This is a genomic window from Sphingopyxis sp. LK2115, assembly GCF_014595975.1.
Classification (GTDB): Bacteria; Pseudomonadota; Alphaproteobacteria; order Sphingomonadales; family Sphingomonadaceae; genus Sphingopyxis.
On sequence record NZ_JABWGQ010000012.1, the window covers coordinates 81,093 to 90,692 of the forward strand.

Consider the following 9,600-nt stretch of genomic DNA (forward strand, 5'->3'; position numbering starts at 1 on the left):
TCAGGCCGCCGCGCGCTGTGCGCCCGCGATCACTTCTTCCGCCATTTCGTCGGCGACGATCGCGGGCGAGCGCCCCTCGCGCGCCGCCCGCTCCAGCAGCGCGCCGACGCGCGGGCCGATTTCGGCGACGCGCAACTCGACGTCGCACGCGCCCTCGCCCAGATATTCGGCCGAGACATTGATGATGCCGCCCGCGTTGACGACATAATCGGGCGCATAGACGATGCCGCGATCAAGCAACAGGCGGGCGACATCGGGGCTTGCGAGCTGGTTGTTCGCCGCGCCGCAGACGACCCTGGCCTTCATGCGGACCACCGTGTCGCGGTCGAGCGAGCCGCCAAGCGCACAGGGCGCGAAGATATCGGCCTCGACCAAGGCGATCTCTGACACGTCGACCACTTCGGCGCCAAGCACGGCTTTCAGCCGGTCGCGGCGCACGGGACTCATATCGGCGATCACCAGCCGCGCGCCTGCGTCGGCAAGGCGGCGGCACAGGTCGGCGCCGACATTGCCGGTGCCCTGGACCGCGACGGTAAGCCCGTCGAGTCCGCGGCCCAGCGCAAACTCGGCCGCGACCGCCATTGCGTCGAATACCCCCCTGGCGGTCCAGGGCGACGGATCGCCCCCGGCGCGCCCCTCGACAGACGGCAAGCCGGCAACATGTCGGGACGCCCGCGCGACCTCCTGCATGTCCTCCACGCTCGTCCCGACATCCTCGGCGGTCACATAGAGGCCGCCCAGATCTTCGACCGCGCGGCCGAAGGCGCGGAACAGCGCGGCACGATCCCATTCGCCCCGGGGCCGCCGCAACACGGCCTTCGCGCCGCCGAGCGGCAGTCCCGCAAGCGCATTCTTGTAGCTCATCCCTTCGGCCAGCCGCACGGCGTCGGCAAGCGCATGGCTCGCGTCTGGATAGGACCACAGGCGGCAGCCGCCGGCCGCCGGTCCCAATGCGGTCGAATGGATCGCGATGAAGCCGTCGAGCCCGGCTTCGGGATCATAAAGGCGCACGCATTCAAGCGGCGGGGCGAGGCGGGCAGGACGGACGACCATGACGATTCTCCCTGAACGATGCGCTGCTTATCGCATCGACTGGCGGGACGTTCTTGATCGCGATTTCATTCGTTGGCGCATTTTGGGGATATTCTGTTCGGCGATCAGCTGATAGACGAAATGAATGCCCGATCTGGACCCATTTGAGATAAGGATTCTCCGCGAATTGCAGCGCGACGCGAATCAGACGACGGCCGAGATCGCCGAGCGCGTCGGCCTGTCGGTGTCGCCGTGCTGGCGCCGCATCGACCGGCTGGAGCGCGAGGGTTTCATCAAGAAGCGGGTGGCGATCGTCGATCGCCGCAAGGTCGGGCTCAACGCGCATGTCTTTGCGCAGGTCAAGCTCAACGCGCACGGCCGCGCCAACCTCGACGAGTTCAGCGCCGCGATTCAGGACTTTCCCGAAGTGCTCGACGCCTACGTCCTGATGGGCACGACCGATTTCATGCTGCGCATCGTGGCGCGCGACATCGACGCGTATGAACGCTTTTTCTTCGACCAGCTCAGCAAGCTGCCCGGCGTTCAGGAAATCAACTCGACCGTCGCGCTTTCCGAAATCAAGGCGACAACGCAGCTGCCGCTCGGCGGCGAATGAGCCTCCGCCCGAATCTTGCGCAAGGGCGCTTGTCTTCGCCCCACGCCACTGCTAGTGGCGCCCCCGTTGCCGCTTTAGCTCAGTTGGTAGAGCACATCATTCGTAATGATGGGGCCACAGGTTCGAGTCCTGTAAGCGGCACCACGTATCCCCGAACATGACTGGCCCACCGACGGACAGCGCTCAGCCGGGCCGCGGCCCCGCGCGCCGAGGTCCGGCTTGTCACCTGACCGCCCTGCAATCACCGCTGGTGGAAAGAAAAATGGTGCCCCACGCTGGATAAACATAACGAATATGTGTCGCCGGTCATACTACCCTAGCACCGTCTAAACGTGCTCACGGCCGCTCGGCACTGCCGAGAATGGCCGCAAGCGCTACTCCAAAGGAACTGCCAGAACACACCAAGCCCAACCCGTGCGCGATCACGGCCGACGATGCAACGGTTCTCAAGGCGGCGCTGCTGTGCTACGAGATGCGAATGGCTCGTATTTTGGCTGCGATCTTGATGTGCCTTGTCGCGCTGTCGGTGACGGCGGGCACGATCGCGCATGCCGCGGAGCCAGTTGTTGTTGTCTGCGTCGACTCGGACATTGCATCAGACCCGGCCCATGACAGCGGCGGCAGCGAGCAGGTCCCTTCCGACGATAACAAGGCCACGCCGCACCAGCATGGCGGATGTCACGGGCATCATCAGGTCGCCCCGCCGGTTGACGACGGGGTCGGCGCCAGTTTGTCGCTGTCGGCGTCGCCGCCCTCCATCGGCAACGCCAGAGACCTCGTGTCGGCTGGCACAGACCCAGCACTCCGCCCTCCAAGAGCCTGACGACTCCAACCTAGCCCCGTCTGCGGGGCTTTCCGGAATCGTCAGGAGTCTTCGATCATGCACCGATTGCTCGCGGCCGTGTTGGCCGCGATGGCTTGCGCGAGCGTCGCGCAGGCCCAAGAGCCGCCGCCAGCGGAAGCTGGCCAATCCTTCACACTAGACCAAGCGCTGGAATTGGCGGGCGCGGTCTCGCCGTCGCTGGAGGCCGCATCGGCCGACGTGCGGGCGGCAGAAGCCGGTCGCCGCGTGGCTGGTCTGCGCCCCAATCCAAGCGTCACCGTCGAAGCCGAAAATGTGGCCGGCTCCGGCCCCTATCGGGGCATCGACAGCGTGGAGGCGACGACTTCCCTCACGTTGCCGATCGAGCTTGGCGGCAAGCGATCGGCGCGGATCGCCGTCGCCAATGCGCGCAGTGATCGAGCGGCTATCCAGGCGGCGATCGCGCAGGCTGATCTCCGGCTGTCGGTCGTCCGCGCCTATGCCGAAGCCGCCGCCGCAGAGAGGCGGCTTGTAACGGCGCGCGATCAAGTGCGTATCGCGACGGAGGCGCTGCGCGCCGCGCAGGTTCGCGTCCAGGCGGGCCGAGCCTCGCCGATCGAGGTCCAGCGCGCCGACGTGGCTCGCGTCAATGCCGAGACGGCCCTTGCCCGCGAAGAACGCGCCGTCGAGGTTGCGCGCTACAGCCTCTCACGGATTGTCGGGCAACCGATCACAGGGCCGCTCGATGCGGGCTGGTTCGGCCAGGTGCCGGCAGGCTATGGGCCGCTCCGTCCGATCGAGAGCGCCGGCACATTGGCGCTCGCTGCGGCCGACGCCGACCTCGCCATAGCCGACGCAGGGGTTCGGCTCGCCCGTTCGCAGCGTGTGCCCGATCTAACTGTTGGCGCCGGCGCCCGTCGGTTCGAGCAGACCAACGACACGGCGGCGATCTTCAGCCTGTCGATCCCGCTCCCGCTGTTCAACAATGGGCGCGCGGCGCTGTCACAGGCTTCGGCCGAACGGCAGCGGGCAGAGGCGCAACGCCGGGTCACCGCGCTCGACGTCGATCAGGCCATCGCCCGCGCACAAGCGGACGCTGCCAATGCCGCGACCAGCGCCGCGACCGCGAGCGGTCCTGCGCTGGCGGCGGCCGAGGAAGCCGCCCGCATCGCCCGCATCGGCTACCGGGAAGGCAAGTTCGGCCAGCTCGACCTGCTCGACGCCGAACGCACGCTTGCCGAGACGCGCGCAGCCGCAATCGACGCGCTGCTCTCCTACCACATCGCCCAGGCGCAGCTCGAGCGGCTGACCGCACGCGCGCCGACTACCCAGGGGGAAAACCCATGAAGACCCGTTTTGCAGCGGTCCTGCCGCTCACCCTCGCCGCCGCCCTCGCTGTCGCGGGATGCTCCGGCGGCGACCCCGCGCCGGAGAACGCCGATGCCGGGAACACCGCGCAAGCCGGCAAGGAAGGCGGTCACGCGGAAGAAGAAGGCGAGATCGAGTTGACGCCGCAGCAGATACGCGCGGCAGGCATCGAGCTGGTCCGTGCGGTGCGCAGCGGTGGTGGCGCGCTCACGCTGCCGGCGACGATCGAAGGCGATCCGCAAGGCATGCAGGTGGTGTCGGCCGCGATCGGCGGGCGCGTGGTGTCGCTCACCCGCAATCTCGGTCAATCGGTCGGCCGGGGGCAAACGCTCGCGGTGATCGAAAGCCGTGAGGCGGCGTCGCTTAACGCCGAGATCGAGGCAGCACGCGCCAGGCTCGGACTTGCTGAATCCAATCTTCGCCGCGAACAGCGCCTGTTCAACGAGCGCGTCTCGCCCGAGCAGGATCTGATCGCCGCACGAACGGCGGCGACCGAGGCGCGGATCGCGTTGCGCCTCGCGCAGCAGCAGGTCGCCGCGGCCGGTGGCCAAGGCGGCGCGCTCAACCGCGTCAGCATTGCATCGCCGCTGTCCGGCCAGGTGGTCGCGCGCAGCGTGACGCTCGGCCAGACGGTCGCGGCCGACGCGGAGTTGTTCCGGGTCGCCGATCTTTCGCGCGTGGCGGTCACGCTCGCCCTCTCGCCGGCTGATGCCGGCAGGGTGCGGCCGGGATCGGACATCGAGGTCGTCGCGGGGGAACGCAGGTCGGTGGCGAGGGTCGATTTTGTCTCGCCGATCCTCGACGAGGCGACGCGGCTCGCGACGGTGATCGCGGTGATCGACAACCGCTTGGGCCAATGGCGGGTCGGCGAGCCGGTGACCGCGTCGATCCGGCTGGCCGGCGGCGATGCCGGCGCCGGTTCGGTGCTGGTCCCGCAAAGCGCGGTGCAGACCGTCGAAGGCCGACAGATGGTGTTCGTGCGCACCGAGCACGGCTTCCGGGCAACCCCGGTCACGCTCGGCGCGCCCAGCGGCGACAATGTGGCCGTGACCTCGGGCCTTCGCGGCGACGAACAGCTCGCCGGCGCCAACAGCTTCACCCTCAAGGCCGAACTCGGCAAGGGCGAAGCCGAGCATGGAGGCCATTGACCGCCATGATCGACCGCATCGTCACATTCTCCGTCGAGCGCCGCTGGTTCATCCTGCTGCTGACGCTCATCGCCGCGGTGATCGGCGGCTGGGCCATCAGTCGCCTGCCGATCGACGCCGTTCCCGACATCACCAACAATCAGGTGCAGGTGAACATCACCGCGCCGGCGCTCTCGCCCGAGCTGGTCGAGAAGCAGGTCGCCTTCCCGATCGAGAACGCGCTCGCGGGCGTTCCCGGCCTTGAATACACGCGGTCGCTGAGCCGCAACGGCTTTGCGCAGGTCACGGCGGTCTTCTCGGATTCGACCGACATCTACTTCGCCCGCCAGCAGGTTGCCGAGCGGCTGCGGGTCGCCGAGGAAAGCCTGCCCGAGGGTGCGGTCCCGACCATGGGGCCGATCGCGACCGGCCTCGGCGAAGTCTATATGTGGACGGTCCATCTCGAACATCGCCGGGAGGACCGGCACCGGCCCGGCGAGCCGGGCATCCAGCCCGACGGCAGCTACATCACGCCCGAAGGCGAGCGGCTCGTCACCGAAGCCGACAAGGCGACCTATCTGCGCACCGCGCAGGACTGGATCGTCGCTCCGCTGCTCAGGAACACGCCCGGCCTCGCCGGCGTGGACTCGATCGGCGGCTATGTGAAGCAGTTCCAGGTCGTGCCGGACGTGCAGCGCCTCGCCGCCATCGGCATGAACCTGTCCGACCTCGCCCGCGCGCTCGAAGAGAACAATGTCGGCGTGGGCGCCGGCGTCGTGAACCGCGGCGGCGAAGGTCTGGCAGTCCGCTCGGACGCACGCATCCGCAATGTCGGAGAGCTGGCGAGCACCGTGATCGCGACGCGCGAAGGCGTGCCGATCCGGCTCGATCAGGTCGCACAGGTCCGCCTGGGACAGGCGATCCGCTACGGCTCGGCGTCTGAGAATGGGGAGGAGGTGGTTGTCGGCACGGCGATCATGCGGATCGGCGAGAACAGCCGCACCGTCGCCTCGGCGGTCGCGGAGCGCCTCACCGAGATCAACGCGTCGCTGCCGACCGATGTCGTGGTGCAGCCGGTGCTCGACCGCACGGCGCTGGTCAATTCCACCATCAAAACCGTGGCGAAGAACCTCACCGAAGGCGCGCTGCTGGTCATCGTCGTGCTGTTCCTGCTGCTCGGCAACTTCCGCGCGGCGCTGATCGCGGCGCTGGTGATCCCGGTCACGATGCTGATGACCAGCTTCGGCATGCTGCGCGGCGGCGTCTCGGCCAACCTCATGAGCCTCGGCGCGCTCGACTTCGGCCTGATCGTCGACGGCGCGGTCATCATCGTCGAGAATGCGCTGCGGCGCATCGCCGAGCGGCAACATCATCATGGCCGCACGCTTGACCTGGACGAGCGGCTGTCGGTGGTCGCCACGGCCGCCCGCGAGATGATCCGCCCCTCCGTCTTCGGGCAGGCGATCATCATCCTCGTCTATGTGCCGCTGCTGACGCTCACCGGCGTCGAGGGCAAGACGTTCACGCCGATGGCGCTCACCGTCATCATCGCGCTCGTCTGCGCCTTCGTGCTCTCGCTCACCTTCGTGCCGGCGATGCTCGCGATCTGGCTCTCAAAGCCGGTCGAGGAGAAGGAAGGCCGCATCATGTCCTGGCTCAAGCGCCGGTACGTGCCGGGTCTTGATCGGGCGATGAAGCGGCCGACCCTCACCATGGGGGTCGGGGTCGGCGCATTCCTCGCCGCGATCCTCACCTTCTCGTTTCTCGGCCAGGAGTTCCTGCCTCAGCTCGACGAAGGCGACCTCACCGCCCAGGTGCTGCGTATCCCCGGCACCTCGGTCGATCAGAGCCAGGCGATGCAGTCACGCATCGAACGGCAGATCGGGCGGCTGCCGGAGGTGCGGTTCGTCTTCTCCAAGACCGGCACCGCGGAACTCGCGTCCGATCCGATGCCGCCCAACATCTCCGACACCTTCATCATCATGAGGCCGCGCGATGAATGGCCCAACCCGAACCTCTCCAAGGCCGAGTTGGTGGCGAAGGTCGAGCGGGTGCTGGAAGGGCTGCCCGGCGGCGCGTTCGAGATCAGCCAGCCGATCCAGATGCGGTTCAACGAGCTCATCGCGGGCGTGCGGGGCGACATCGCGATCAAGGTGTTCGGCGACGACACCGACGCGATGACCGCGACCGCCAACCGCATCGCGGCGATCCTGCGCCAGACGCGGGGCGCGACCGATGTCCGGGTCGAGCAGACCGAGGGCCTGCCGATGCTCGACATCCGCCCGCGCCGCGACATCATGTCGAGGCTCGGCATCACCGCACAGACCGTGCAGGACACGATATCGGCGGCGATCGGCGGCCGCGACGCCGGGATGATCTTCGAAGGGGACCGGCGGTTCGCCGTGACCATCCGCCTGTCGGATGCGGCGCGCGCCGATCTGCAAACGCTCGGCCAGGTGCCGGTGCCCTTGCCGAACGGTGGGTTCGTCCCGCTGCAAAGCGTCGCCGAGATCGGCGTCACCGACGGTCCCAACCAGATCAGCCGCGAGAACGGCAAGCGCCGCGTGGTCGTCCAGGCGAACGTGCGCGGGCGCGACGTGGCGGGCGTCGTCGCCGACGCCCAGGCCGCGATCGACGCCCAAGTCCGGTTGCCGGCAGGGCAATATCTCGATTGGGGCGGCCAGTTCGAGAACCTCCAGTCGGCCAGTCAAAGGCTGATGCTGGTGGTCCCGGCCTGCTTCGCGCTCATCATCCTGCTGCTGTACGGGGCATTGGGCAGCGTGCGCGACGCGGCGATCGTGTTCACCGGCGTGCCGCTGGCGCTGGTCGGGGGCGTGCTTGCGCTGTTCCTGCGAGGGATGCCGTTCTCGATCTCGGCGGCGGTCGGGTTCATCGCCCTGTCCGGCATCGCGGTGCTGAACGGCCTGGTCATGGTCTCCTCGATCCAGGACCTGATGGCGCGAGGCATGGACCGGGCACGGGCCGCGCGCGAGGGCGCGATGATGCGGCTGCGGCCGGTCGTCATGACCGCGCTGGTGGCGAGCCTCGGGTTCGTGCCGATGGCGATCGCCACCGGATCGGGCGCGGAGGTGCAGAAGCCGCTCGCGACCGTGGTGATCGGGGGCCTCGTCTCGGCGACGCTGCTGACACTGTTCGTGCTGCCGACGCTCTATGCCCGCTATGGGCGCAAGGAGACGGACGTACCGCCACGGGAGGAGCGGCATGACACGCCGCCTTCCGATCCCGTCGAGGCTCCGCTGTGAGGCTCGACGATCATCGCACCAGCACGCCTAGCGTGCGGGCTGAGTGGCAGACGGCTTTGCCGTCCGCCCCTTGGGCCACCGAAGCGGCGCGCCGGCCATGAAGGAGACCACCTCCTTCGCCCTGACCATCACGCCGATCCGGGCGTGGACCCATATCGCCGATCTCGCTGCGTTCGCACTGTGGCATCCAAGCTATCGCTTTCGCGGCGTTGCTGCCCCTGACGCCGAGGTCGGTCTGACCTTCGGCATGCTCAAGGGAGAACTGCCGCTAAGAACCGAAGCCACGATCGTCGCCTACGAACGGGCACAACGGTTCGCCTGGCGGATCGGCCTCGGCGGGTTGTTCACGCTGAGCGAGGAATATGCGCTCGAAGAGGCCGGCCCGCAGACGCAGGTTCGCCATACGGTCAGGATGGAAGGCGCGCTGAGCCCGCTTGGTTATCTCGTGCGGCGAGGCCTGCGCAGATCGATGCGCGCGCAGGATGCGGCGCTGCTCCGCTACCTCACCAGGGAAGCGCGCGGCAGCAGCCTCACCATCAACCGCCAGCGCCGGCGTGCCCGCAAGGCCCAGCTCACCCGAAAGGCCGCCAATGACTGACCCTGCATCCGCGGGCGCGCCCGCCGAGCGCCGCACGCTCTGGATCGTGCTGATGCTCAACGTCGGGATCGCCTTGGCCTTCCTGATCGCTGGGATCAGTGGCGATTCCAGCGCGCTGCTCGCCAACGGTCTCGACAATCTCTCGGACGCGGCGGTCTACGCACTGAGCCTGATCGCGCTCAGCCGAGGCGCGAAATGGAAGACCCGCGCGGCCGCCGTGTCGGGGGTCATGCTCCTGATCTTCGCCGGCGGCATCATGCTCGATGTCGGACGACGTTACCTGCAAGGCAGCGAGCCGATCGGCATCACCATGATGGCGATGTCTGCGGTCGCGGCTGTGGTCAACTTCATCTGCCTCAAGCTCTTGCAACGGCTGCGCGAGCCCGACGTCAACCTGCGCGCCGCGACGACCTTCAGCTTCAACGATTTCATCTCGAACGGCGGAATCCTGATCGCCGGCCTGCTGGTCTGGTGGCTCGGCTCCAACTGGCCCGATCTGCTGGTCGGGCTGCTTGCCGCGGCCATCGCCGTCAAGGGTGGCGTCGAGATCCTGCGCGATGCGCGAGAGGAAGCGCGCCGGGACAGGGAGGCAAAGGAATGAGGCCTCCCACCATTCACTCCCCCCAAGCCGAAGAAGAAAGGATGCCATCATGGTAGAAGGCCGCACTTCAACGAGTCTGTTGTGTCCAGCCTGTCGCGTCGATCTCGTCATGAGCGAGCGCCAGGGCATCGAGATCGACTACTGCCCGCAATGCCGCGGCGTCTGGCTCGATCGCGGCGAACTCGACAAGATC

Annotated in this window: 9 protein-coding genes and 1 tRNA gene; 9 read left to right on the forward strand and 1 reads right to left on the reverse strand. The window is 67.9% G+C overall.

Annotation, left to right across the window (positions count from 1 at the left end; all coding sequences use genetic code 11):
- Positions 1-1,053 (reverse strand): Leu/Phe/Val dehydrogenase, encoded by a 1,053-nt coding sequence (locus HUW43_RS01955; RefSeq protein ID WP_188235846.1) that lies wholly within the window; start codon positions 1,051-1,053, stop codon positions 1-3.
- A gap of 124 nt (positions 1,054-1,177) precedes the next feature.
- Here HUW43_RS01955 and HUW43_RS01960 point away from each other — a divergent pair, with 124 nt between their 5' ends.
- The 9 genes from HUW43_RS01960 to HUW43_RS02000 all read left to right on the forward strand — a co-directional run.
- Positions 1,178-1,648 (forward strand): Lrp/AsnC family transcriptional regulator, encoded by a 471-nt coding sequence (locus tag HUW43_RS01960; protein WP_188235847.1) that lies wholly within the window; start codon positions 1,178-1,180, stop codon positions 1,646-1,648.
- 68 nt (positions 1,649-1,716) lie between these two features.
- A tRNA-Thr gene (locus HUW43_RS01965) sits at positions 1,717-1,792 on the forward strand.
- A 217-nt stretch (positions 1,793-2,009) separates the two neighbouring features.
- Entirely contained in the window at positions 2,010-2,471 is a 462-nt protein-coding gene (locus HUW43_RS01970) for a hypothetical protein (protein WP_188235848.1), read from the forward strand.
- Positions 2,472-2,528: 57 nt separating this feature from the next.
- A complete protein-coding gene (locus HUW43_RS01975; protein ID WP_027443720.1) occupies positions 2,529-3,797 on the forward strand; it encodes a TolC family protein in 1,269 nt (422 codons plus the stop codon).
- Complete coding sequence (locus tag HUW43_RS01980) at positions 3,794-4,966, forward strand: efflux RND transporter periplasmic adaptor subunit (RefSeq protein ID WP_053555764.1); 1,173 nt, start codon at positions 3,794-3,796, stop codon at positions 4,964-4,966. Before HUW43_RS01975 ends, HUW43_RS01980 begins: the two co-directional genes overlap by 4 nt.
- Positions 4,967-4,971: 5 nt before the next feature.
- On the forward strand, positions 4,972-8,208 hold the full coding sequence (locus HUW43_RS01985; RefSeq protein WP_188235849.1) for an efflux RND transporter permease subunit: 3,237 nt from the start codon (positions 4,972-4,974) through the stop codon (positions 8,206-8,208).
- 97 nt (positions 8,209-8,305) lie between these two features.
- Positions 8,306-8,806, forward strand: a complete 501-nt coding sequence (locus HUW43_RS01990) for an SRPBCC family protein (protein WP_053555766.1) — start codon at positions 8,306-8,308, stop codon at positions 8,804-8,806.
- Positions 8,799-9,407, forward strand: coding sequence for a cation transporter (locus tag HUW43_RS01995; RefSeq protein ID WP_053555767.1), 609 nt, complete (start codon positions 8,799-8,801; stop codon positions 9,405-9,407). Before HUW43_RS01990 ends, HUW43_RS01995 begins: the two co-directional genes overlap by 8 nt.
- Positions 9,408-9,456: 49 nt before the next feature.
- Positions 9,457-9,600, forward strand: a 144-nt coding sequence (locus tag HUW43_RS02000; RefSeq protein WP_188235850.1) for a zf-TFIIB domain-containing protein, incomplete at its 3' end; no start/stop codon positions are given.